The following is a 24929-nucleotide window of genomic DNA, read 5'->3' as shown; positions in this document are numbered from 1 at the left end:
TGCTTTTTCTTCTCCTCCACCATGTTGACTCAAACCACAAAGACCTTCGGTCACGGCTTCGAAGATGAAACCGGCCGATCGATCAGCTGCCGCAGCTTTGTCTCCGTGGCAGAATTCGGGTCAGGTGTGTAAATGCTGCACCGCAAATCCGCATTCCCGGAAACTTGCAGCGAAGTCAGATGAAAGAGCATTTTCCCTACCTTCGCATGACGGAATTCCAGTAATACCTCCGGAGCTGAACTGACGCGGCTCTGCTCCCACAGGTCGTGAAAGTCGGGATGAACCTGCCGCATCTCGCTTAAAAACTGCTCGTACCACTCGTCCTCTACATACTGACCGTAATTGGCGCGAAAAATCGCGAGAAATCCGCTGACGAAATGCTCCCAGTTGACGGCCAGCCGTCGTAATTCCTTACGCGTAAACACGAGGCGGATTAAATTCCGTTCTTCATAAGGGATTTGTTCAAAATCAAGAAAGACATGTGTAGCTGCCTCGTTCCAGCCGACAATATGACTGCGCCGATCTGAAATGATGGTTGGGCACGAGCGCAATTCTTTTAAGATTCGTTTCAGGGCTGGATTGATCTGCGGCGGTTCATCTTTTTGCGGGCTTTGCCCGACTCCAGTCCCTGTCTCTAGTGCCAGCGCATACAAATATTTGTGCTCATCGACGGTAAGCTGCAAGGCTCTTGCTACCGCATCCAGAACAGAGGGCGAGACCTTAATATCGCGGCCTTGTTCCAGCCATGTATACCAGGTAGAGCTAACCCCCGCGAGTTGAGCCACTTCTTCTCTTCGTAGCCCAGGTGTTCTTCTCCGCGTCCCAGGAGCCAACCCAATCGATTGTGGTAAAATTTTGGCGCGTTGCGCTTTCAAAAAAGTAGACAGTGCCTGCAAACGCGTTTGCTGATTCATGGAACACCCTCCTTTTCCTCAACTGGGTAAGTTTGTTAGACTAGTACTCATTATACTAGGATAAACAACAACTTGTAATAGGATAACTCGTGTGACAAGATGATTTCCATAAGGCACTCGAATAGGAGGCTAATCATGGAAAAAGTCGTTGTCACAGGTATGGGAGTAATCTCCCCGATAGGGAATACAGTGAATCAGTTTTGGAACAGTCTCGTGCAAGGAAAGTCTGGTATCTCTCCAATTGATACTTTTGATACAGCACGAAATAAAACGAAAATCGCAGGTTTGGTGCGAGATTTTGATCCGTTGGAGCGGTTTGGGCGCAAAGAAGCGCGGCGAATGGATCGCTTTTGCCAGTTTGCCCTTGCTGCTGTAGAAGAAGCACTAGAGGATGCAGAACTTCAGCTGGAAGAGTTGGACCGCGAGCGAATCGGGGTTTATGTAGGCTCTGGCATCGGTGGGGTAGGGACGCTTCTTGAGCAGCATAACGTTCTACGTGATCGAGGTCCTGAGCGGGTCAGCCCGACGCTTGTTCCCATGCTCATTTCCAACATGGCAGCAGCGATGATCAGCATCAAGTACGGTCTATACGGTCCGACAATGTCACCTGTTACTGCTTGCTCGATTGGGAATACGTCTATCGGTGAGGCTTTCCGGCTCATTCGGGCGGGCGGGGCGGATGTCGTCATCGCAGGAGGGTCTGAGGCCGCAGTGACAGACATATCTCTCGCCAGCTTTAGCAATGCGACCGCATTGTCCACAAGAAATGATGATCCAGCAGGAGCGAGTCGGCCATTTGATGCCAAGCGGGATGGGTTTGTCATGGCAGAAGGTGCTGGGATTGTGATATTGGAATCAGAATCACACGCCAAGAAAAGAAACGCCCGCATGTATGCCGAGGTGATTGGCTATGGGGCAAGCTCTGATGCCTATCATATGGTGGCGACACATCCGGAAGGAATCGGTCCCTACCGTGCGATGAGATGGGCCCTCCAGGAAGCAGGGGTGCAACCGACAGACGTGAATGTCATCAGCGCGCACGCAACCAGCACAGAACTCGGAGACCGCTCCGAGACACTGGCCATCAAAAAGCTGTTTGGCGACCAGGCGTACAGTGTACCAATCACCGCGAACAAATCGATGACGGGACATATGTTTGGTGCAGCCGGGGGTGCGGAGGCGATCGCCCTGATTAAGAGCTTGCAGGAAGGAATCATTCCCCCGACGATCAATCAGGTAGAGCGTGACCCCGAATGCGATCTGGACTATGTGCCAAATACGGCACGCAAAGCCACGCTCGACATTGGCATGTCCAATTCCTTTGGCTTTGGCGGTCACAACGCAGTCATTGTGCTGAAAAAAATGTAACGGATAGAGCCTGTTCTCGTAGTCTCAGGTAGACTGTGAGAGCAGGCTTTTTTTATTTCGATAGAAAAAAATGAAACGTTTTGTCGCCCTGATTTCTCTAACAGGGGAGAAAAGGAGGGGGGAGCTGTTTGAATAGACAACTTGGTCTCGTTGCTCGTGCCAAGGCTGGTGATGCTGACGCGTTTCAAATGCTGATTCATCAGGAAAAAGCCAATTTGTACAAGATGGCTTTCGTGTATACGCGCAACGAAGAGGATGCGCTTGAGATTTTTCAGGAAACGGTCTATAAGGCGTTACTCTCCATTTCAACCTTAAAGGAAGAGCAGTATTTTACCACATGGTTGACGCGCATTTTGATCAACTCGGCGCTTGCCTATTTGGCTAGGAAACGCAAAGTAATCTCGCTTAGCAAAGACATGATTGAAAATGTGCGGGATACAGGAAGCGTAAGGCTCGAGGAACGGATCGATCTGCTGGAAGCAATGGAAGAGCTGGAAGAAAAGTATGTAACGGTACTGCTGCTAAGGTTTTACAAGGACTACTCCGTAAAACAAATCGCGGAAACGCTGGATTGTCCGGAAGGCACTGTAAAAACGAATATTCACAGAGGATTGACGTTATTAAAAAAGAAACTAAAAGGGGAGTACTTCGATGAGAGAAAAAATTCATGCCTATAAAGAGCAAGTAGATCGCATTCCAGTCCCGACAGAGAAGCTGGACGCTATTATCGCCCAAACCGTTCAGAAGGCTGTACCGAAGAGAAAACGCCTGAACAAACGAAAGCTGGTGTACAGCACAGGGGCTGCAGTCGTTACTGTAGGTATCTTGTTTAGCTCAGCGACTGTCTCACCCGCGATGGCGAACCTAGTCTCCAAGGTGCCTTTGATCGGATCGATATTCACTACTTACGGTGACAGCGGATTGAAGCAAGCGAGTGAAAAAGGCTTAACGACTGTCATCGGCGAGTCGCAGGACGTGGGTGGCAATGCGATTACCGTCAATGAAGTCTACTATGATGGGACACGCTTTACGATTGGTTATACATTGGAAACGAAGCAGGCAGTCGGAGAGCATTATTTAGGCTCCTCACCAGATTTGACAGTGAACGGAGAAGCGTTTGGATACGCAGGAAGCAGCAAGCAAACACAAATTACTCCGACGCTTGCGACCGGAATTGTCGAAATCGACGCAATGAATGGCTTGCCGCAGGAGTTTAAGCTAGGGTTGAGCTTCCAGGGGGAGGACGGCAAGAAGTGGAGCTTCTCCCTACCAATCAGTGAACGTACAGATACGAAACGCATTCCGGTTAATCACAAGCAACAAGCTGGAGGCATTGACCTGACGGTTTCGGATGTCACAATGGGTCCAGCAGGGCTGGTTGTGAGCTTCCAGGCAGTAACCGAGGAAATTGGATATTTATCGAGTTATTTGGAATTCAAGGTAGTCGATGAAAAAGGGAACGAGCTGGGAGCGTACTCAGGCGGCAGCCAAGGTAAAAAGTCCGACGGCAAAGAATATCTCACGGGTACAAGACGTTTCGATCCGGTGACATCGGATGTAAAAGAATTAACGATCACGCCATATATGTCATTGCCTACAAACGGTGGCGGTGTCGAAATGGATGGCAAAGGGAAAGAAACACTGGTCCAATCGGCAATCGAGACGATACAAAAGCATGGAAAGAACATCAAGTTCAATACGTTTACAATTTCCTTGCAAAAATAAAACCACACAAAAAAGCGTCCCTCCACGTACTGGAGCGACGCTTCTTTACTTGATCAGGGCAAAAACTAGGATTGCTTTCTCATCGCACCCAGCTCTTCAACGATGGCGGTCATTTCATTGATGCCAAACGCTGCTTTTTTCTGCACCATGTTGTACAGATACAGTAAATCCTCGTAATGAATGAGATCGAAGTCCTCCGGGCGCATCACTGCTGTATTCGCCATGTTCAGCTTTGCTTTGATGCCCTCAATGATAATGGCCAAGTTTTCTACAGTCGGTTGATTCAGGTCAGCCATACTTTCTCTCTCCTCTCTACAAATCTGGTATTTATTTCGTCAGTTGCCCACGTGTGACGCCCAACTGGTTGGTTGCCTTCAGGGTACGCCATACGTGTGTACCGCTAACTTCTCCGCGCAATGCCTTGCGATACAGACTGATTACCTCTTTCACGCGCTCTGGTTCTTCTTCCAAAAACTCAATGCGATAGCTACCGACATTCAGGGAGCGGAACTCGCTCAAGTATTCAGCACCGGACTGGTCAATCGCGTTATAAACGGTATTGCGGCAACCGGTATCCACACGCACAGGGTGAGAAAAACCGACGCGGTCTTTCAAAGAAATGCGGGAGGTCTCGCATGGAGTTCCGCAGTTAGTATGGTCAGTACCTTCACTCATGAATGTGCAGTAAACGCAGTGCTCGGTGTGGAACATCGGCATGTGCTGGTGGATAACCAGCTCCATGTTCGCAGCGTTTGAGCGGCTGAGCATATCAACCATTTGCTGGATGTTCAGATCATACGATGGCGTGACGCGCTCAAGACCTGTTGCAAGGAACAGTTCAACTGCCTTGTGATTTGCGACGTTCAAGGAGAAATCGCCAATCAGTGGAATGTCGATTTCATCACGACGGGACAAGTAGTAATAGAGTGCGCCCGTATTGCGCACCAGAATAGCGTCTGGTTTGCTTTTCGCGATCAGGGCAAGGACACCGTTTTCATCCGGCATATGAATGCGCATCGTAGCAATCCCGATCTTTTTCCCGTACTTATGGGCCAGCTTGACACCCTCTGGATACTGCTTGACGAATTCAAAGTCAGCGTAGAGGAAGTCCACATCCGTTTGCGCAGCTGCTTCCAATTGCTCAAGCGAGCGGCACAGCGCTGTCAGGAGCGGCTTTTCCACTGGCTGGCTCTTCGGGGCATCCGCGTATACATTGATATCGTGATGGTGGTAAATCGGCGGCTTCGAGCGCAGGAACACGAGCTGTTCAACCGCGTCACGACGCATCCGGTTCAACTCACTGACAGGTACGATGAGATCCCCTTCGAGATCGACAGTCAGATCGTGAGCTTCCAGGTGGAAAATGGTTCCGCCCAGACGGCTTAATTGATCATGCAGCAACTCAGCCGTCAGTGGACGCTTCAATGCAGTCTCCAGCAGTACCTCGGAAGGAACACTGACAGCGTGATTCGCTTGTTTATCCACCCAAGTGACACTGAGCTTTTCACCCAGCTTTCCGCTCACGTGAACAGACAGCGGGAAGGTGCGATAAGGCTTTTCCGTCTCGAACGTTTTGCGCAGGCGACGATCCAGTTCAGGATCGCTCGTCTTCCATACGCGGTCACCGACATGAAGACGCTTCAGATTCACGTCATTGCGTCCCATGACGATTTCGTACATGCCTTTGGAAACTTCGCCTTCTACCTTTTTGCTGCGGCTCAAAATATCGTAGATGCGACCGCCTTCTTCTTTTTGCGTGGGGTCACCCGCGTCGAACACGATTCCGTCTCCGCGTTTGACAGGAGCAGTGATTTCCACCAAAACGCCTGTAGGAAGCAGTTTTTTCACGGTTCCCAAAAACACACCACGGCTTTTCGGGAACGAACCATCTACGAGCTGCTTGTTGTTTGTCCCGGTCAAAAATCCGTGTGTAAATCCGCGAGAGAAGCTTTGTTGCAGCTCGCGTACTTCTACCTCGGTTGGTCCCGTATCTTGTCCGGCAAAATAACGCTCGATGGCGGCATTGTATTTACTCACGACGTTTGCCACGTATTCAGGTGTTTTCAGGCGGCCTTCAATTTTAAAGGAAGTCACACCAGCCTCGATCAACTCAGGAACCAAATCGATAGCAGCCAAGTCTTTCGGAGACAGCACGTAAGCGATGTTCCCCATTTCCTTTTGCACACCGTCTACCATCAGGTCATACGGCAAGCGACAGGCTTGGGCACACTCTCCGCGGTTTGCCGAGCGTCCACCCCACATTTCCGAGGTCAGACATTGTCCCGAATAAGAAACGCACAAGGCACCGTGAACGAATACTTCCATCGGCAGCTTTGCTTTTTCACCGATTTTTTTGATCTCTTTTAATGAATTTTCACGGCCGAGTACGACGCGTTCCATATCAAACGGCTTCGTGAACTCCACCGCTTCCGGCGAAGTAATCGTCATTTGTGTAGAGCCGTGAATCGGGAAGTCTGGAGATATCTCGCGGATCATCTTTACAAGACCGAGGTCCTGAACGATCACAGCGTCGACTCCAGCGTGAATACAGGCGTCAATCAGCTCGCGTGCATCCTCTAGTTCATTTTCAAATACGAGAATATTAAAGGTAAGGAAGCCCTTTACCCCGTACATGTGCAAATAAGCCATAATCTCAGGCAGCTCCGCCATTTGGAAGTTCTCAGCACGAGCACGCGCGTTGAACTTTTCTACCCCAAAAAAGATGGCATTGGCTCCGTTGGCCACGGCTGCCTTCAAGCAGTCCCAGTTACCGGCAGGTGCCAACAGCTCGATATCTTCACGTTTTATACCATTTCGCATGTGTATGTCTTACCTCCAAGGTCTTCAAACAAGCTCTTCTTCATCATAGGGAAATGTGCTGGTCACCGCAACAAAAACATCCTTTCTGCCAGATGTTGAAAATGTGCCTTCCAGAAAGACATCTGTAATGTTATTCTGTAAGAAAAATCGAAATATTCTAAGAGCCAGGGGAACCGATATATGTTAATCATCAAAGACATTTTGCTACAGTTACTGTTCGTTATCGTCCCTGTTTTGCTGTATAGAAATGTTTGGCTGGGGCGATCAACCTCGAACAAGATGAGCATCAAATCATCAATGGTTATCGTTTGTAGCTCGATCAGTGTTATTTTTGCGATGAGCTTTCCAGTACAACTCAGTAATGGTATGGAGTACGATTTACGCTCGATACCGATCATTATTACCATTTTATACGCTGGGTATATCCCAGGCATTTTGACGATTTTGGTGATGTTTATCGTAAGGATCGTTTTAGGTGGCGATGGCGTGCTCGTAACGATTCTTGGAACGATGGTTTATGCGATCATTCCGTTTTTATTGGTGAATCGTTGGTATGGCTACTCTTTACGAAAGAAACTAGGGCTCGTTCTCTTAATCGGATGCTTAAAGCAGCTATCCATCATCGGTGGAGGGATGGTTGTTTTGATCTGGAGAGGATTCCCGTTGTCCATCATTCACAATTATCTGGAGCCGCTGGTGGAAATCGGCTACCTCGCTTTGATCGTACAAGGTGCAGCTGTTTACTTCATCGAGTTTATTCGAGAATCTCATATTATCCGCAAGCAGGTCGAACGCTCGGAAAAGCTGAACCTGATCAGCGAGCTGGCAGCCAGTGTCGCCCACGAAGTGCGCAACCCACTCACGGTGGTACGTGGCTTTGTCCAACTGTTACGTGAGGAGACGAATCCGAAAAACGTTGAATATATCCGATTGGTCTTAAATGAACTCGATCGGGCTGAATTTATCATTTCCGACTATTTAAATCTGGCCAAGCCTCATTCTGAGACGCTGGAGCGACTGGAGATTGCGCATACCGTGAAAGAAGTCACGGCTATCATGTCCTCCTACAGCGTCATGAACCGAGTGGAAATCGCCTGTGAGACCGAGCCGGGCCTATTCGTTGAGAGCAACGCCGTTAAGCTCAAGCAAGCATTGATGAATCTGATGAAAAACGGTATCGAATCGATGGGACAAGGTGGCATACTGCACGTCACCGTACGAGCAGCCGGGAACTATCATGTGATTTCCATCATGGATGAGGGAGAGGGGATGACGCCAGAGCAGATTGAACAGATAGGGCTACCTTTTTATTCTACAAAGGAAAAAGGGACAGGTCTCGGTTTGATGGTAACCTGCCGGATCATCGAGGCGATGCAAGGGACGATCCACTTTCAGAGTCAACACGGGCATGGAACGCAGGTGACGATTCAACTGCCTGCAGTGTATATGACCGGAAAAGGAGAGGAACATGGACAAAGATCAAGAGGTATGGGAGCGACTCTTACATGAGTTGGCTGTCATCAGAAGTGAATTAAAAGCGTTCAAGCTCGAAACACGTGCAGAACTCTATCAAATCAAAAGCGAGCTAAAAGAATGGCAGCAGCGTGAAGAACAGCGAAGGCTCTCGAGCGAAGGGGAATAGACCATGAGACGATCCGCAAACAGATGGTGGCAAAAAACAGGAAAAGCTTTTTTCGCAGCAGGTTTGGCTTTAGCGCTTGCTGCATGCGGACAACCACAGGAAGCAGCAAAGTCTGTCGCACAACCAACGAATGAAGCTACACCAGCTAATGCATCGGCGCAACCCGAACAAATACTCAGACTGAATAACTTTACAGAACCGCTCTCTCTTCATCCCGGACTCATTTCGGATGTTTGGTCATCCAATGTTATTTTTCAAACGTTTGAGGGGCTGACTCGCATTGACGACAAGGGCATTCCTCAGCCCGCGATAGCCCAGGAAATCAAGGCATCAGACGATTTGTTGACGTACACCTTCACGATTCGCGACAATGCGAAGTGGTCGAACGGCGATCCCGTAACTGCGCACGATTTTGAAAACGCTTGGAAATGGGCTCTCGATTCCAAAAACGGCTCCCAGTATGCCTACCAACTGTTTTATGTAAAAAATGCAGAGGCGGCCTTTGCTGGCAAAGCGAAGCCTGAAGAGATCGGGGTCAAGGCAACAGATGACAAGACACTGGTCGTCCAACTGGAAAACCCGACGCCGTTTTTTCTGGAGCTGACGGCTTTTTACAGCTACTTTCCGCTGAATACGAAAGTGGTGAAAGACAATCCGGACTGGGCGAAGGAAGCAGGATCAGCCTACACCTCGAATGGACCGTTCAAACTCGCAACGTGGGAGCATAAAAACAAGCTCACGCTAACGAAAAATGAGCATTATTGGGACGCAGACGCTGTCAAGCTGACCAAAATCGAAATGAATATGATCAATGACGCGAATACAGAGCTGTCCATGCTGGAGAGCGGCGATCTCGATTGGGCAGGTGCCCCGGCTGGCAATCTTCCGCTCGATGCGATGCCGACCTTGAAGGAAAAAGGATTGCTGGTGATCACGCCAAAAGCCGGAACGTACTGGTATGAATTCAACACAGAGCAAAAGCCTTTCCACAACAAAAAAATTCGCCAAGCCTTTTCATACGCGATCAACCGGAAAGACATCGTGGAGAACATCACGCAAGGAGGGGAACTGGTTGCGACAGCTGTAGTGCCGCCTACGATGTTTGCTGAGAACGAGCAAGGCTTGTTTACAGACAACGACATGGAAAAAGCCAAGCAGTTATTGGCGGAAGGGATGAAGGAAGAAGGGTACGCAAGCGTCGACCAGCTCCCGCCGATTACACTGTCCTACAATACGGAGGAAGCACAGACGAAAATCGCGCAAGCCGTACAGGACATGTGGCAAAAAAACCTGGGTGTGCACGTCAAGCTGGAGAATCAGGAATGGAATGTCTACTATGAAAACGTGAAAAACGGGAAATATCAAGTAGCGCGGATGGGGTGGACGGGGGATTTCAACGATCCGATCAACTTCCTGGAGATATTCCGAACGAAGGGAGGCAACAACCATACTCGTTGGGAGAATCGTCAATATGCCGATCTATTGGCGGCTTCTGCCAAAGAGAAGGATGCTGCCAAACGAAAAGCGATCTTGCAAGAGGCAGAGAAAATCTTGGTGGATGAAATGCCAGTTATTCCGTTTTACTTTAAGTCTACGGTGTATGCGCAAAATCCCAAGTTAAAAGGTGTAGTCATTTCAGGTCTGGGATACGCGCAGTACAAATGGGCCTATTTCGAATAAATCATACGTTGTCACATTCGAAGGGCTGGTCAGTCGGATTATTCCACGACCAGCCCTTCGAATACGATAGAGACCTTCTCTTCCATGATTTCTTCGAGTGCCCAAGCGCCTTCGCTGCGTACCCAATCATAAAGAGCGTTATAGTAAATGTTTTCCAACATATTCGCAGCAACAAGTGGGTTGAATTTGCTTTTCAATTGATTCTTTTCTTGCGCTTCTTCAATCAGGTCGGCGAACAGCTGGCGCAATTCAAAGTACATGTTCTTTTCGTTCTCAAGCACTTTCCGATGTTTCATCGAGGATTCTACGACGACTTTGATGAAATCGAAATTGGTGATGGTGACTTCATTCATGATCTTGTAGATCCGCAGCACCTTCGCCTTGCATTCGTCACCATAATCCCACTCTTCCCGGCGCTCCTCGATTTCATGTAGGCGCTCATATCCCCAGTTAGCAAGAATGGCTTCCTTTGAAGTGAAATGCAGAAAGATCGTACCGCGTGCAACATCCGCTTCTTCGGAAATCATGTCGATTGTGGTTGCTTCAAAGCCATGTGTTTTGAAAAGCTTGATGGCAGCATTGAAGATTTTTTCGCGTGTTTCGCGCTTTTTCCGTTCCCGTCTCGTCGTCAAGTATGTAGCACCTCCCTATGAACTCGTACGCTTGATTATAACACAACCATTTCCTAACAAAAGAATAGTTCATGCAATTGAGCATAATTTCGGTGAAAAAAGGATAGACTTCTGCGAAGGTCGAATGTATATTTATATACTATAATGAATAAATATTAAATCATACCAGGCTCGTGATGCATGGGGTGGAGGAGAGTAAAATGGGTGTTGCAAAAGCGCTGGCAGTACGTCAGGCTACGATGAAAGACGTGGATGCCATGTTGGAGATCGTTAATGAATATGCACAGCAAGGCTTGATGCTGCCACGTACGAAGCTGTCTTTCTTGGAAAACTTGCAATCCTTTATTGTCGCTCATGACGGAGATTCGGTCGTAGGTGTCGCAGGCCTGCATATTTTGTGGGAGGACCTGGCAGAGATCCGCTCCTTGGCTATCTCGGAAAAAGCAAAGGGGATGGGCGTTGGGAAACATCTGGTTCTGCATTTGGTTGAGCAATGCCGCCTTTTGGGAATTAAGCGTGTACTGGCGCTGACCTATCAACAAGTGTTTTTTGAAAAGTGCGGGTTTTGGGTAGTTGCCAAGGAAACGCTGCCGCAAAAAGCCTGGAAGGATTGCATTAACTGCTCCAAGCTGCCGATGTGCGACGAAATTGCTATGATTTTCGAAACAGCCTGATACATTTGGTCTAGCCTTCCTTTTTCCTTTTCTGGTACTATATTCATATAAATAGTAGAAATATAAATAATATTCTATTAGTATACCAGAAAAACCGATTGGCAAAAATGGGGGGCTTTTCCATGAAACTAGGCGCTCGTATACTGCTCGTACTACTATTGGCAGGAAGTGTACCGCTGACAGCAGCGGGAGTGTTTGCTTATCAGGAATCCAAGCAGGAATTGTTGAATGGAAGTGCCGCTACATTGGAAGCACTGCGTCACAGCAACAAGGAACAGGTGGAAAATTACTTTCGCGAGCGAGCCAGGAACGTGGATACGTTGGCTGCATCGGGAACAGTAATGTCTGCCCTTTCTTCGTTTGAGAACGTGTGGCAGCAAGGCCTGGGCTCACCTGCTTATGAAGAAGTGCAAGCGCGGTATACGAACGAATTAAAGATGGAGGTAGCTCGATACGGCTTCGTAAATGCCTTTCTGTTGAATGCACAAGGAGACATCGTGTACGAGACAAAGCCGCAGGCCGATTTCGGTACCAATCTCCTGACAGGCCAACACGCTGGCTCTGTACTTGGCCAGACTGTGCAGCAAGTTCAGAAAACCCAAAGCGCAGAAATGTCAGATCTAGGCATTTACGAACCATCCGGAGGGGCGCCAGGGGTATACATTGCAGCGCCGATCTACGAACGAGGCTACATCATCGGGCAAATAGCAGTCGAAGTATCCATGGACTATATTTCAAGAATATTCAACCAACGGGAAGGGCTGGGGGAAACCGGGAAGATTTACTTAGTTGGCGGTCCGGATAAGCTTATGCGATCGCAACTGGGCAGTGGACCCAATACGTTGTTACAGCAAAAAGTAGATACACCCATCGTCGATCAAGTCTTGCTCACCCAACAATCAGAAGGAACGGTCGAAAGCATGGATTACTTAGGACAGCAAGTGCTCGTGTCCTACGATCAGGTCAAAGTGGGGAAGAAGACGTGGGCGATTTTGGCAGAGAGGAATATGACCGAAATACTGGAGGGTCCAACTCGCATTCGGAATGCCATGATTGCTTTTAATGGTGCCGTCCTCATGCTCATCGTCATCATCTCGTTATTTACTGCAAACTGGCTTCGCCGCTCGTTTCGCGGCATGCTTGCTGTCGCAGAACGGATCGGGCATGGTGATTTTTCGCGGGAGATTCCTGACAAGCTATTAAAACGAAAAGATGAATTAGGAGAACTGGCAGGGTCTCTCGTTACGATGCAGAAGCAATTGCGCAAAATCTTGTTTCAGATTCAGCAGGCAGCTGCTTCCGTTTCCGGGGCGGTGCGAAATATTCAGGGAAACACCAGTGAGATTGCTGCTTCCAGCCAGCAAATAGTCCTCGTCGTCGATCAAGTGGCTGCCTCTGCAGATAGCCAGGTTGAGAAAATGGGACAAACCTTGAATCTGGCTGTTGATTTGACGAAGGATGTGGCGGTAGTAACGGAAAATGTAGAGCGAGTGACCGTATCTGCGGAAGAAATGAAGCAGCATGCCCACGCAGGCAGACGCGCGATCGCAGATGTGATGGACAGCATGGACGAAATCAATCGTTCAGTGGAAGCTGCAACGGATGTCATTCACGTATTGGAAGGGCGCTCGAAGGACATTTCGAGAATTATCGCTGTCATTACAGAAATCGCCCGCCAGACCAATCTGCTCGCTTTGAATGCTGCGATTGAAGCGGCCAGAGCGGGAGAGAATGGCAAGGGATTCGCTGTCGTCGCAGGGGAAGTGCGCAAGCTGGCGGAGGATACCAACCAGGCTGCCCAACAGATCGTAGGCATGATTGGAGACGTGCAAAAGGATACGAAGGAAGCAGTATCCAAAATGGTCGAGGGTGCCGAAACGACCGCCCGTGGCATGAAGACAGCCCATCAATCTCAAGAGATGTTCCAGCACATCGAGGAAAACATCCTCGGGGTGTCGCAAGAAATTAACGGTGTCAGTGAAGCTTTCAAGCGTATGGCGCCAGATGCCCAACAAGTAGCTGTAGTCGCTGGGGAAGTATCGTCCGCATCGATGCAAGCGGCTGCTGGTGTCCAGAGCATCTCGGCTGCGGTAGAAGAGCAGAGTGCAGCGATGGAGCTCATCGCAGATGCTGCGAATCAGTTGGCTATTCTAGCAGAAGAGCTGAGAAGCTCCCTTGCAACCTTTGTCTCGCGCGAAAATTAAGAAAAAAGGGACGGAGCAAAAGCCGGTGAAAACTGCCTTTTCTCCCGTCTCTTTTTGTATTTTGGAAGGATATCTCACACAAAATGTTGAATGATAAGGACGATGGAGAGTTTCAAGCCGGAGGGACGTAAGCGTGCACAAACTAGATTGGGAACTATATCTGCTACCGTTCGAACAAGCTGTAGAAGAAATCAAAGTCAAAATTAAAAATATCCGTAACGAGCTGCGCAAACGCAAGGAGCATTCACCGATTGAGTTTGCGGTGGGCAGGGTCAAATCGATCCCGAGTATTTACAACAAGGCAAACCGCTTGCAGTTTCCTATTGATGAAAATATTTGCTGGGAAATTCGCGATATCGCTGGCATCCGTGTTATTTGCCAGTTTATCGATGATATACCGGCAGTCGTAGAGATGATCCGCAACCGCGGGGACATGCGTGTGTATTTGGAGAAGGATTATGTCTCTACCCCAAAAGAAAGCGGCTATCGCGGCTATCACCTTGCTGTGGAGTATCCGATCATGATGGCGGGTGGGCAAGTGACCATTCCGGTAGAAATTCAGATTCGCACATTGGGAATGAATTTTTGGGCGACGATTGAGCACTCGCTGAATTATAAATACGAGGGAATTATCCCATCCGATATACGGCAAAGATTGTTCGAAGCTGCCAAGGCGTCCTACAAGCTGGATAGCGAAATGAACAATATCCGGGACGAAATTAAAGACGCCCAAGCAGAGTTTACGAAAAAAGAAGTGCCGATGGAGTCATTACTATCGTTGGTGGAGTTGGATCTCGACGTCGATGCGGCAATGGACGAAGGAAGTATGAATGAAGGGACTGGAGAAGAGAATGACAAGCGTTAATTGGCTGGAAGAAACAAATAAACGCAAGGAAGAACTGATTGCGACGACGCAACAATTTTTGCAAATAAAAAGCGTACTAGACCCCGAGTCCGCGCGGGAAGGTGCCCCTTTCGGTGAAGGGATTCGGCAAGCGCTTGACTTTGCGCTAGGCGTATGTGAAAAGGCAGGTATGACAACCAAAGACGTCCGCGGGTATGCAGGGCACGCTGAATTCGGACAAGGTGAGGAATTGATCGGCATTCTGAGCCATGTCGATGTTGTACCGGAAGGCGATGGCTGGAGTACACCACCGTATGCGGCTGAGATCGTGGATGGACGCTTGGTGGCACGTGGTGCGATTGATGACAAGGGACCGACGATGGCGGCCATTTTCGCCGCAAAGATCGTGCTGGAGCTGGGATTGCCGCTGTCGAAGCGCGTGCGCTTTATTTTCGGTACAGATGAAGAATCGAGCTGGCAATGTGTGAACACCTATTTTGAAACGGAAGAAATGCCGACGATGGGCTTTACGCCAGATGCAGACTTCCCGCTGATCTATGCGGAGAAAGGCTTGACTGACCTGTCATTGCGCCAGACGCTAGCATCCTTCCAAAGCCTCGGAATACCTGCTGCGGAAAATGTGGAAGCAAAGCTCGTTTCCTTACAGGCTGGCTTGCGGATGAACATGGTTCCAGACAAGGCTGTAGCAACACTTGCGCCAATCGGCTTGAATAGTGAGGCGATTGCACAAAATTATCGTCAGCACCTGGACGCGACTGGCTTGAAAGGCAAGGTGGAGGAGCAGGATGGCCTCGTGGTTCTGCACATGGAGGGCGTCTCAGTTCACGGAATGGACCCGAGCAAAGGTGTCAATGCGGGTACCGAGCTCATTCACTTTTTGCAAACCTTGTCCTTGGATGAACGCGGAGCAGTATTCGTAGGCTTGGCTGATCGTTATTTGCACAAGCAGTATTGTGGGGAAGCGATCGGCATCGCGCATAATGATGAAGAAATGGGCGCACTCACACTGAACACAGGTGTGATCGAGTATGACGAAAAGCAGGATGCGCTTTTCCGTCTGAATATCCGTTACCCACATTCTGTTGCCTTCGAAAAATGGTCGGCCGTTTTGGCTGAACGATTCAGTGAAGGAGCATTTACGCTTGAAGTGGCTGAGCATCTGACACCGCACCGCGTCGACCCGAATCATCCTTTGGTTACGACACTACAACGCGTGTATACAGAACAAACGGGTGAGGAAGCTGGTATCATTGCAATTGGCGGCGCTACCTACGGCCGTTCGTTGGATGTTGGGGTAGCATTCGGACCGCTTTTCCCAGGACGACCTGACAGTGCCCACCAGCGAGATGAATATATTTTCGTGGATGACCTGATCAAAGCGACAGCGATTTACGCGCAAGCGATCTATGAATTAGCGAAGTAGAAATAGCAAACGGCTGGACACAAGCTCCAGCCGTTTGCTATTTTTGCGATCAGGCGAGACAAAAATCTTTGCAAATACTGGAAGTCAGTACTATAATGCAAGTGACGATTGATCAACTAATCATTCATTGGCAAGGAGTCTGTATAGCATGCCACTTTCAGAAGAACAAGTACTAAAAATGAAACAAAAGCGGGAAACGATTCTCCAGCAGGCAATTCTCCTGTTTGCCGAGCGCGGCTATGATGATACCACCATTGCAAAAGTCGCGAAAGCATCGGGAGTGAGCTTTGGCAGTGTTTTCACGTACTTCGAAAACAAGGATCAGCTCTTTCATGCAGCTGTTACGGAGCCGTTACAAGAGCATTCCGTCAAACTTCTGGACTTTGATCCCCAAGCATCAGAGCCATTACTAGAATTAGAGAGAATGGTGACCAATCACATCAAGATGTTCGCTGAGTTCGATTCGTACCTGCGTCTGGTCGTACAAGTAGTCGGCTACTACAATCGTTTTCCCTATTCTTTTGCTGAGCTAGACTCGTTTCACAACATCTTCCGTGAAAAAATTGCGGAGCTTTTGGTCAACGGACAACAGAAAGGACTCTTGCATGTCCAGGATCCCAAATACGTGGCGACAGCTTACCTGAGTCTGTTAATTGGCCTGCGTGTGAATTTGACGGATGAGCCACAAAGCAACATGTGGGAAAAATTTGTTCCGGTTGCCCTGCAGCTTTTTGGACCGAAGAATCGCTAGCATTCTCCATCGGTCTTTTTTTCGGAATATAAATGATTGATTAATCAATCGTTATAATAAAGAGGAGTGGTCACAATGCATTTTTGGAAGTTCGACAGGAACATCCAGATCAGACTAATGTTGCAGTTTTTGACGACGATGGCGAGTATGACTGTGACCCCGTACTTGATTGTTTTTTTCTCCAAGCAATTGGGGACGGTTGTAACGGGTTTTATGTTTTTAGGCGTGATGGTAGCGAGTGTCACAGGTTCTTTTGCAGGGGGATATGTGGCGGACAGGATCGGGCGAAAAAAAGTCATCGTTGCATGTGAGGCGGTCATTTTCCTCAGCTTTCTTGGTGTGGCCTTCGTTAACTCGCCCTGGCTCCAGCTGCCCTATGTGACATTTATTTTGTTTCTGTTCCATCACTTATGTTTGGGGGCGTCAGGTCCTGCTTACCAAGCACTCATCATTGATGTGAGTCAGCCCGAGAACAGACGAGCGATTTTTACTGCTTCCTATTGGTTGAATAATCTGGCGGTAGCGATAGGAGGATTGGTGGGGGCTTTTTTGTTCGACGAGCATTATTTTGCTTTATTTCTCGGTGTGGCTGTGAGCATCGCAATTTCGCTCGCCATTACGATCCTGTTGATCAAGGAAACGTATGTGCCAGAAAAACGTCCACGCCAGGCGTCTGGCAAGCAAGGACAAAAAGATTCGAGTTTCATGGCAGATGTCTTGGGAGCTTATCAAGAAGTGCTCAAGCATCGGATTTTTCTGCTGTTTAACGTAGCGAATTTGCTCATTATTGCTGTAGAGGAGCAATTGACCAATGTCATCGGCCTGCGTTTAGTGAAAGAAATCCCAGAGCCTGAGCAGTTATTTTCGTTTCTTGTCCTTCAGGTGGATGGGATGAACTTATTAGGTTTATTAAAAACAGAAAACACGGTGCTGGTTGTTTGCTTGACGGTTTTGATCTCCTACGTGGTGAAGAGCATGAGAGATAGGACGGTGCTCCTGATAGGCCTTGTCCTGTATTTTTGCGGGTATGCATGGATTAGCTTCAGCAGCTCTCCCGCTGTCTTGCTCATTGCCATGTTCTTCGCGAGCCTGGGTGAGGTGATGCACATTCCGGTAAAACAAGCGTTACTCGCCAATATGGTGCCAGATCATGCCCGGAGTACGTATATGGCTGTACATTCTCTGTTTAGCATTGTGGGAGTCAGCAGTGCAGGTGTGTTTATTCTTGTCAGTGCGTGGGTTCCCAACGTTGCAATCACCGGAATGTTTGTAGGGATGGGACTGACTTGTCTCGTACTGTTTTATCGGATCACTACTCGAGCGCATTCGGGACAGCGGTTGGGGAAACAATAATAAGGGAATTCAGTATCAAAAAGGAGATAAATGATGGACGATCTTACGAAATTGATCAAGGATTTGACGGAAACGGACGGAGTACCTGGGCACGAGCGTGAAGTCAGAGTAAAGATGGAGAAGTACTTGCAGCCTCTTTGCGATGAGTTGGTAAAGGATCGGCTGGGTGGAGTGCTCGGGAAGAAGACGGGTGCAGAAAACGGTCCGAAAATTTTGCTAGCGGGACATTTGGATGAAGTAGGCTTTATGGTGACACATATCACGCCAAAAGGGTACTTGCGTTTCATCCAGCTTGGCGGATGGTGGACGCACAATATGCTCTCGCATCGTGTGAAGGTCAAGACACGCAAAGGGGAGTATCTGGGGCTCATTGGTTCGAAGGCACCACACGCGCTGGAAAAAGAAGAACGGGAAAAAGTCATGAAGCTCAAGGAGTTGTACATCGACATCGGGGCAAAAGATGAAGCGGATGCAAAGGAAATGGGTGTTCGCCCAGGTGACTGGATTGTCCCTGACAGTAATTTTACGACGATGCACGACGGAGAGCTGTGGGTCGCAAAGGCGCTCGATAATCGGGCGGGATGTGCGATGGCAATCGAGGTACTGAAACGATTACAGACGGAAGAGCATCTGAATGTGGTATACGCTGGTGCAACCGTACAGGAAGAAGTAGGGACTCGTGGTGCTGGCACAATAGCTCGGCTGGTTGAACCGGATATTGCCTTTGCTGTTGATGTTGGACTCGCGTATGACACACCTGGAAATGAATCGTATCCGATGACCTGCAATGTGGGAGACGGTCCGCTCGTTATGTTATTTGATGCTACGATGATTCCACATACCGGATTGCGTGATCTTGTATTCGACACAGCAGAGGAGCTCGGCATCAATATCCAGGTGGATGCCCTCGCAGGGGGTGGAACAGATGCTGCGAAATTCCATTTAAGCGGAATTGGCTGCCCATCGATTGTCGTCGGCTTTGCGACACGGTATATTCACAGCCATAATGCGATTATGTCCAAAAGCGATTTCGAGCAGGCTGCCCAACTGCTGACAGCCGTTATCAAGAAGCTCGATAAGGAAACGATTCAACAATTGATCGACAGATAGGCAAGGAAAGCAAAACCCTTCCCATGTATGAATGCATGGGGGAGGGTTTTCGTTTTGTTACTTGTTCTTCTCGGGGAAGTCTACCTTTATTTCCAGACCCTTAATAAACTGATCGTCTGTGACTGTTTCAGCGAAATGGTCTTTTACGACAAAAGGCTTGATTATGAAATACTTCGGCTGTCCTTGTGCTGAAGCATAGCGGGCGTCAAATGTGAGAGTGTTATCCTTGCGTTCCCCTTCTCCATGGAGGGATGTCAGTTGACGACCTTGGTCGTCAAACAGGGCAGCTCTGATGGACTTATCTGATGTTTCGCCATCCAGTTTGACCGAATACAACAAGCGCGTCGTCACTGGCGTCACATTGACCTCGGATACTTCGAAAGAAATCCCATCGTTTGATTGAATAGCATTCGGTTTAAGCTGGATCGTGCTGTTCGTCGCTTTTTGGAACGGAATGTTCAGCTTGAAGGGTTCATCAATACCAGCAAGCTTAACAACCACTTCCGCATGGAAAGAATCTGGAATCTTGCCTGTAGAATTGTGGTCAAGAGTCTTCAAAATTTCTTCGAAGACCAGAAAGTTTGGGTGCGATTCGCCAGCTGAGTAGAAAAAACCACCGCCTGTTACCAAACTACTTGGGTCATCTTGCCCTTTTCCATCGATGCTAAAAGTGACATTTTCGATCGCGTCACTGAGTTTGACAACCTCCGCTCCCGTATCAAACATGCCGTCCTTCAGGTTTGGAGCCGTTACATTGAGGAGGTAGACAGCGCGTGTTCCGTCAAAGACCGTCTCTGTTACCTCGAGTTTCATATCCTGGTGAGAAGTACTCTTGTTTACCTGGGAAGAAAGACCTTGTTCGCCTGCAGCTCGTAAGCCGAGGTCTGCTTCGATGAAGCTAAAGAGGCTGCCCACCACTGGGATCTGCTTAATCGATTGGGCCATGACCGGCGAGATAAATCCGGAGGTGAATACAGTTGCACCTAGAATGACTGCTGCGGCCGCAACATAGGGTGCTTTGCGTAATCGTTGGACTTTTCGTTCACGAGACATTTCCGGGAGAGCGGCGTATGTTTCATCCAGTCGAGCCCGTACCAATGGTGACATCGTCGTATCTTTTGTACGTTTGTATTCCTTTAGTTCTATATCGAGTTTAGATTGATCCATAATGTATCTTCCCTTCCCGAAATATATGTAATTTCTCCATCAAGTTGTTCCGTGCCCGGCTGAGCCGCATTTTTGCAGCACTCTCCGAAATTTCCAGTATCTCTGCTACTTGTCTTAAAGGCATGTCTTCAAAATAGTGAAGCACAATAACAAGGCGTTGCTGTTTATCCAATCTCTCAACGGCGTCCCGCAGGTCAATAAGTTCGTCTTTCGGTGAGAGTGACAATTGGATAGGGAATTCATCCATTAGAACGTTACGGGAGCGATTTGCTACGATCTTGTTGCATTCATTGATCAAAATTCGGAACATCCATGTCTTGAAAAATTGGGGCTCACGAAGTGAATGTAGAGATTTAAAAGCTTTCAAAATGGTTTCCTGGAGAGCATCTGCAATATCTTCCTCCTTTTTCAGGATGGATTTAGCCGTATGGTACAAGGAGCTCTCGACTTGTTTGACAACAGCGATAAAAGCTTCACGATCTCCTTGCTTTGCCAAGAGAACCTGTTCTGTTAGATTCATCTTTCTCACTCCTTTCTGTGTTGGTTTTTCGCATTGACAGTAATTAGATCAGCGAGATCGATACATGGTCACATGATGCAAGCAAAAATTTTAGCGAGGCATGCTTCAGCGTTGCGAGTCTTGAAGAAAAATGCCCGGGAGTTGAACGGTTTAGTTGTTTTTTCGAAAGGACTCCTTTAGTATAGGTAGGATAGGATTTCGCAAGGGCAACAACCTGCCTAGGATGAATTTTGATTGATGAGAGCCGGTTTTATCGCATCCACTGTCCATGCAGTCATGGTGTGGCGAATCGGATCGCTTGTGAAAGGAAGTGGAAGTTATGGCAAAATCGTTTGCGTCTTTTGGTTTTCGTCCGGAGCTGATGCAAGGGATTCAAGACCTGTATTATAAAGAACCAACACAAATTCAAGAGGAAGCCATTCCTCTCATTATGGAAGGCAAAGATCTGATCGGACAAGCTCAGACAGGTACGGGTAAAACAGCTGCATTCATGCTGCCGATCCTCAATGCATTGGAAGAGGGAAAACGCGACATTCAAGCGCTCATCCTCACTCCGACGCGTGAGCTTTCCATCCAGATTGCCAAAGAAGTAGAAAAGCTGGGCAAACACCTGAATGTGAATGTACTCTCCCTGCACGGTGGAACGGATATTGACAAACAGCTGAGCAAGCTGAAAGAAACGGTTCAAGTTGTTGTAGGAACACCAGGACGTGTACTGGATCATATGAAGCGCGGATCTCTCCATTTCGGACGTATCTCCACATTGGTGCTGGATGAAGCCGATAAAATGATGGAAATGGGCTTCTTGGAAGATGTGGAGCAAGTGATCGTCCACACGCCTTCCCAGCGTCAGGTGCTGTTGTTCTCGGCTACGATGCCTGATCTGGTGAAAAAACTGGCGCATCGCTTCATGAAACAGCCTCCGCATATCAAGATCGAGGGTAAGCAGAAGACTGTGGAGCGCATTGAACAATTTTACTATGTAGTGAACCAAAGCGATAAGACGGACGCTCTCGTCGATGTGCTGGAGCAAGAGCAGCCGTTCTTGACCATTGTGTTTGCCAATACACAAGTACGTGTGCAACAGCTTACAGCTCGATTGCAGGAAAATGGCCTCTCGGCGAAAGCCCTGTATGGTGATTTGTCCCAAAACAAGCGGGAACAATTGATGAAGCAATTCCGTGAGATTCGTTTCCAATACTTGATCGCGACAGATATCGCGGCTCGTGGACTCGATGTAGAAGGTGTAACTCACGTCATCAACTACGATTTGCCGAATGACGTGGACAGCTACATTCACCGCGTCGGTCGTACGGGTCGTGCGGGACAAAAAGGAAAAGCGATCTCCCTCATTTCACCTCGTCAGAAAAACTTGATGGCTCGTTTTGCCAAAGCGACGAAGGCTTCGATCGAAGAAAGAATTTTGCAGGAAGGACGCCATCTGGATGCCGGACGTCGTCAGCGCGCAGAAGAACGGGAAGCTCATTTCATTGAGCTGCGGGCGCAACAGACGAAAGAGCAACAGAAAGAAAAAGACAAAGAGTTCTCTCCTGTACGTGAAGCGATAAAGAAAAAGACGAAGGTAAAGCCAGGCTACAAAAAGAAGATGGCCCGTGAGCTGGGAGAACTGCAAACGCAGTATGAGAAAAACCGCAAGAAGGCTGAAGCGATTGCAGCACGCAAAGCGGGTAAATCTGCGAAGCCTGCCGATACGAAAAAAGCAGGAAAAGGTGGAGCCGCTCGTTCTGCCAAGGGTGGAAGACCGTTTAGTCAATCTGCGGGAAAAACAAGAGGAAGATAGAAAATGAAGAGGCTGCCCAGATTCGAAAAGGATCTGGGCGGTTTTTTTTTGTAGAAACGCCTTTGGTGTATGAAAGGAAGTTCTTGACTTTATACCCGACTAGAAGGTTTATACTCAGATCGAAGTAATGGGAGAGAAGGTGTGGAATTGTTCAAAATCAGCGAGTTTTCCCGACTGAGTCGAATTCCGTTGCAAACGTTGCGCTATTATGATCAGATGGGGATTCTAAAACCAGCAAAAATCGATGATACGACCGGGTACCGATATTACTGTGCCGAACAGCTTTTGCAGATCAATCGAATTGTCATCTTCAAAGAATTGGGGTTCACCTTGCAGCAGATTGCGCAATTACTTCACGAGAATATACCAGCCGAACAAATTCGGGGCATGCTGCGGCTCAAAGAAAATGAAATCCAATCCCTGCTGGAGATGGAAATGGCAAAGCTTGCCCGTATTAAAGAACGAGTGCAGCTTGTAGAACGGGAGGGAAGGATCGAGAAGGAGCAAGAAGTGGTTTTGAAGCAGGTAAATGGTATGCACTTGATCTCCTATTCGGCACGGGGTACTGCTGAAGATATTCCTTGGCTGTTTCAAATGTTCGACAGCATGCTTGATCCCAGCCTGAAATCATCCTTGACTGGTCCCAAAACAGTGCTATGGAAGGAAACTGGAACGAAGGATCAGCTTTTTGATTTTGGGGTGGGCTATGGCATGAAAACAGAATCTGTCAAACTGCCTGAGCAAATGGAACGAAGCTTCTTGCCTGCCGAGACAATGGCTACGCTACTATTCCGTTCGGATTCGACCATGAAAGAATCAGCTTGCCTGGATCTGGCTACATGGATTGAACAGCATGATTACTGTATTCGAGACGAGCAGCCCGGCAGAGAAATCTATGTTCCCTTATCAGAAGAACCTGGAGTTGAGCTCATAGAAATCCAGATTCCAATTGTAGCAAGGGGGCAAAGTGAGCGTGAGGAATAAAGGGGTTGTCCATATTCTCGCTTTGGCCGTTTTCCTGATTGGGACGGTGGAATATCTGATAAGCGGCATCATTCAAACGGTGGCGGTTGATCTGGATGTCACGACGTCGTCTGCCGGATTGCTTGTCACTGCATTTGCCCTTTCTGCGGCAGTAGGGGCTCCTATTGTCATCGCTGTCACGATCCATCTTGACCGAAAAAAATTATTACTCATGATGCTTGGCATTTTTATGTTGAGCAACTGGCTGGTCTATGTGAGTTCTTCCTTTGAGATGATGCTGGTTATACGCATGATTCAAGGACTCAGTGGAGGAGTTGCTACTGTTGTTGCGATGGCGGTATCTACACGGCTAGTTGAAGAAGGCAATCGTGGGCGAGCAATCGGCATCATATTGATGGGATTGAGCAGCTCACTTGTACTTGGTCTTCCCGTTGGCACTTTTTTAAGTGAAGGAATTGGCTGGAGACTGCTGTTTATTTTTATTGGACTGCTGGGCTTGGTTCCGTTGCTTGTCATTTATAAAAAAGTCCCGCCTGTAAAAGCGCAGGAGGCTGTACCACCGCGGGCACAGCTGGCTGTTATAAAAAATAGAAAGATTCTTACTGCGGTTGTTATCACGCTATTGTACATTGGCGCTTATTCCACATTGTTTACCTATATTGCGCCTTTCCTGCTAACCAGGGCCGTGCTTTCGGCTTCCGAGATTTCCGGGATTCTGTTTTTAGCAGGCATTTGCAGTTTTATGGGGTCAAAAATTGGAGGGAGTATCGCAGATCGCAAAGGTCCGAAATTTACGATTTATTTTGGACTCTCCCTTCAGGCAGGTATGCTGCTTTTGCTATCGGTCATGGATGGAGTAATCACTACGTATATCGTGATCATCATGCTGTGGATGCTCGCCACTTGGGCAACGTCTCCGGCCCAACAGCTATATTTGGTTACCCAGGTGCCCCGTTCGCCGGATATCGCACTTAGCATCAATACATCCTTTATTCAATTTGGCTTCGCTTTGGGATCGTGGGTTGGGGGACTGGTGATCAGCAGCTCCTCTGTGGAGCATCTGGGCTGGTCTGGATTTGTTATAGCGTTGCTGTCATTGTTGCTCGCGATCCGCTTGTTTTCCACAAAGAATGAGCAGCTATCAGCGTAAGAAGATGGCGTATGATAACTTCTTGTCTCTCTTGGCCGCATTATTTTAGGAATACGCCCCATCATCATTCGTGTGGCAGAAAAAATGAAAGTTAAGCCACATGAACTCTTTAAAATATATGGTGATAGCTTCAAATCCCCTTTTAT

22 protein-coding genes are annotated in these 24929 nt (G+C 48.3%); 16 read left to right on the top strand and 6 right to left on the bottom strand.

Features of this window, described 5'->3' with window-relative positions; all coding sequences use genetic code 11:
* Positions 1-50: 50 nt before the first annotated feature.
* Positions 51-914, bottom strand: a complete 864-nt coding sequence (locus tag HPY31_RS16470; RefSeq protein WP_172141579.1) for a helix-turn-helix transcriptional regulator — start codon at positions 912-914, stop codon at positions 51-53.
* A 135-nt stretch (positions 915-1049) separates the two neighbouring features.
* Between HPY31_RS16470 and fabF the strand changes: the two genes are divergently transcribed.
* The 3 genes from fabF to HPY31_RS16455 all read left to right on the top strand — a co-directional run bounded on the left by fabF (position 1050) and on the right by HPY31_RS16455 (position 4007).
* Complete coding sequence (gene fabF / locus HPY31_RS16465) at positions 1050-2282, top strand: beta-ketoacyl-ACP synthase II (RefSeq protein WP_172141578.1); 1233 nt, start codon at positions 1050-1052, stop codon at positions 2280-2282.
* 128 nt (positions 2283-2410) lie between these two features.
* Entirely contained in the window at positions 2411-2959 is a 549-nt protein-coding gene (locus tag HPY31_RS16460; protein ID WP_016743115.1) for a sigma-70 family RNA polymerase sigma factor, read from the top strand.
* On the top strand, positions 2934-4007 hold the full coding sequence (locus tag HPY31_RS16455) for a DUF4179 domain-containing protein (protein ID WP_172141577.1): 1074 nt from the start codon (positions 2934-2936) through the stop codon (positions 4005-4007). Before HPY31_RS16460 ends, HPY31_RS16455 begins: the two co-directional genes overlap by 26 nt.
* Positions 4008-4072: 65 nt before the next feature.
* On the opposite strand, the gene HPY31_RS16450 is transcribed toward HPY31_RS16455, so the two are convergent.
* Both HPY31_RS16450 and HPY31_RS16445 read right to left on the bottom strand, forming a co-directional pair.
* Positions 4073-4303 (bottom strand): DUF1128 domain-containing protein, encoded by a 231-nt coding sequence (locus HPY31_RS16450; protein WP_172141576.1) that lies wholly within the window; start codon positions 4301-4303, stop codon positions 4073-4075.
* A 31-nt stretch (positions 4304-4334) separates the two neighbouring features.
* Entirely contained in the window at positions 4335-6827 is a 2493-nt protein-coding gene (locus tag HPY31_RS16445; RefSeq protein WP_016743113.1) for a U32 family peptidase, read from the bottom strand.
* Between the two features lie 180 nt (positions 6828-7007).
* On the opposite strand from HPY31_RS16445, the gene HPY31_RS16440 reads away from it, so the two are divergent.
* Genes HPY31_RS16440 through HPY31_RS16430 form a run of 3 tightly spaced genes read left to right on the top strand, consistent with a single transcriptional unit; the run spans position 7008 to position 10149 of the window.
* Positions 7008-8336 carry an ATP-binding protein gene (locus HPY31_RS16440; RefSeq protein ID WP_172141575.1) on the top strand — a complete coding sequence of 443 codons (1329 nt, stop codon included), beginning with the start codon at positions 7008-7010 and terminating at the stop codon, positions 8334-8336.
* On the top strand, positions 8296-8469 hold the full coding sequence (locus HPY31_RS16435) for a hypothetical protein (protein WP_016743111.1): 174 nt from the start codon (positions 8296-8298) through the stop codon (positions 8467-8469). Before HPY31_RS16440 ends, HPY31_RS16435 begins: the two co-directional genes overlap by 41 nt.
* Positions 8470-8472: 3 nt before the next feature.
* Positions 8473-10149 (top strand): peptide ABC transporter substrate-binding protein, encoded by a 1677-nt coding sequence (locus tag HPY31_RS16430; RefSeq protein WP_172141574.1) that lies wholly within the window; start codon positions 8473-8475, stop codon positions 10147-10149.
* A gap of 38 nt (positions 10150-10187) precedes the next feature.
* Here the strand turns inward: HPY31_RS16430 and HPY31_RS16425 are convergent, their stop codons facing one another.
* Positions 10188-10781 (bottom strand): TetR/AcrR family transcriptional regulator, encoded by a 594-nt coding sequence (locus HPY31_RS16425; RefSeq protein ID WP_007722843.1) that lies wholly within the window; start codon positions 10779-10781, stop codon positions 10188-10190.
* A 200-nt stretch (positions 10782-10981) separates the two neighbouring features.
* Here HPY31_RS16425 and HPY31_RS16420 point away from each other — a divergent pair, with 200 nt between their 5' ends.
* The 7 genes from HPY31_RS16420 to HPY31_RS16390 all read left to right on the top strand — a co-directional run bounded on the left by HPY31_RS16420 (position 10982) and on the right by HPY31_RS16390 (position 19161).
* On the top strand, positions 10982-11455 hold the full coding sequence (locus HPY31_RS16420; RefSeq protein WP_007722846.1) for an N-acetyltransferase: 474 nt from the start codon (positions 10982-10984) through the stop codon (positions 11453-11455).
* A 122-nt stretch (positions 11456-11577) separates the two neighbouring features.
* Positions 11578-13659, top strand: coding sequence for a methyl-accepting chemotaxis protein (locus tag HPY31_RS16415; RefSeq protein ID WP_172141573.1), 2082 nt, complete (start codon positions 11578-11580; stop codon positions 13657-13659).
* 133 nt (positions 13660-13792) lie between these two features.
* Positions 13793-14524, top strand: a complete 732-nt coding sequence (locus HPY31_RS16410; RefSeq protein ID WP_016743107.1) for a GTP pyrophosphokinase — start codon at positions 13793-13795, stop codon at positions 14522-14524.
* Positions 14511-15947: a dipeptidase PepV gene (gene pepV / locus HPY31_RS16405; RefSeq protein ID WP_172141572.1), complete on the top strand. Its 1437-nt coding sequence runs from the start codon at positions 14511-14513 to the stop codon at positions 15945-15947. The genes HPY31_RS16410 and pepV overlap by 14 nt, the downstream gene beginning before the upstream one ends.
* A gap of 148 nt (positions 15948-16095) precedes the next feature.
* Positions 16096-16698 (top strand): TetR/AcrR family transcriptional regulator, encoded by a 603-nt coding sequence (locus tag HPY31_RS16400; protein ID WP_172141571.1) that lies wholly within the window; start codon positions 16096-16098, stop codon positions 16696-16698.
* 75 nt (positions 16699-16773) lie between these two features.
* Positions 16774-18051, top strand: coding sequence for an MFS transporter (locus tag HPY31_RS16395; protein WP_172141570.1), 1278 nt, complete (start codon positions 16774-16776; stop codon positions 18049-18051).
* Between the two features lie 30 nt (positions 18052-18081).
* Positions 18082-19161: a M42 family metallopeptidase gene (locus HPY31_RS16390; protein ID WP_371811721.1), complete on the top strand. Its 1080-nt coding sequence runs from the start codon at positions 18082-18084 to the stop codon at positions 19159-19161.
* A 57-nt stretch (positions 19162-19218) separates the two neighbouring features.
* On the opposite strand, the gene HPY31_RS16385 is transcribed toward HPY31_RS16390, so the two are convergent.
* Both HPY31_RS16385 and HPY31_RS16380 read right to left on the bottom strand, forming a co-directional pair.
* Complete coding sequence (locus tag HPY31_RS16385; RefSeq protein ID WP_172141569.1) at positions 19219-20328, bottom strand: DUF4179 domain-containing protein; 1110 nt, start codon at positions 20326-20328, stop codon at positions 19219-19221.
* Entirely contained in the window at positions 20315-20848 is a 534-nt protein-coding gene (locus HPY31_RS16380) for an RNA polymerase sigma factor (protein ID WP_172141568.1), read from the bottom strand. The genes HPY31_RS16385 and HPY31_RS16380 overlap by 14 nt, the downstream gene beginning before the upstream one ends.
* Before the next feature lie 319 nt (positions 20849-21167).
* Here HPY31_RS16380 and HPY31_RS16375 point away from each other — a divergent pair, with 319 nt between their 5' ends.
* The 3 genes from HPY31_RS16375 (at position 21168) to HPY31_RS16365 (ending at position 24783) form a co-directional block, all read left to right on the top strand.
* Positions 21168-22649, top strand: a complete 1482-nt coding sequence (locus tag HPY31_RS16375; protein WP_016743101.1) for a DEAD/DEAH box helicase — start codon at positions 21168-21170, stop codon at positions 22647-22649.
* A gap of 147 nt (positions 22650-22796) precedes the next feature.
* On the top strand, positions 22797-23633 hold the full coding sequence (locus HPY31_RS16370) for a MerR family transcriptional regulator (protein ID WP_172141684.1): 837 nt from the start codon (positions 22797-22799) through the stop codon (positions 23631-23633).
* Entirely contained in the window at positions 23623-24783 is a 1161-nt protein-coding gene (locus HPY31_RS16365; RefSeq protein ID WP_172141567.1) for an MFS transporter, read from the top strand. The genes HPY31_RS16370 and HPY31_RS16365 overlap by 11 nt, the downstream gene beginning before the upstream one ends.
* The last annotated feature ends 146 nt before the right edge of the window (positions 24784-24929 follow it).

This window comes from Brevibacillus sp. HB1.3, assembly GCF_013186635.1.
Taxonomy (GTDB): Bacteria; Bacillota; Bacilli; order Brevibacillales; family Brevibacillaceae; genus Brevibacillus; species Brevibacillus brevis_D.
The sequence above is the reverse complement of the archived record's forward strand: the minus strand, read 5'-3'. Positions and strand labels throughout refer to the sequence as shown.